This window comes from Eisenbergiella sp. OF01-20, assembly GCF_003478085.1.
Lineage (GTDB): Bacteria > Bacillota > Clostridia > Lachnospirales > Lachnospiraceae > Eisenbergiella.
This window is the reverse complement of record NZ_QUES01000100.1, coordinates 1-203: the sequence shown is the minus strand read 5'-3', so window position 1 is coordinate 203 and position 203 is coordinate 1. Positions and strand designations below refer to the sequence as shown.

1 protein-coding gene is annotated in these 203 nt (G+C 47.8%); it reads left to right on the top strand.

Annotated features, from left to right (window positions below; genetic code table 11):
• On the top strand, positions 1-203 hold a 203-nt coding region (locus DXA36_RS33290), incomplete at both ends, for a hypothetical protein (RefSeq protein WP_182479366.1).

Genomic DNA, 203 nt, shown 5'->3' with positions numbered 1-203 from the left:
GAAGTAAAGGCAATAGCAGACAGCAGTAAGGTACCGGCTGGCTATACCCGGAGCACAACAGCCCCGAAACTGCCGGCAACCATAACAGCCAGCAACAATGTCATCAAGATATACTATAAAGTAGATGAAAGCCAGAAGCTGGACTACAGTGTAGAGTATTACCTGGAAGGGACGGATGCCCCGTTTGATACCTTAAAGGATCA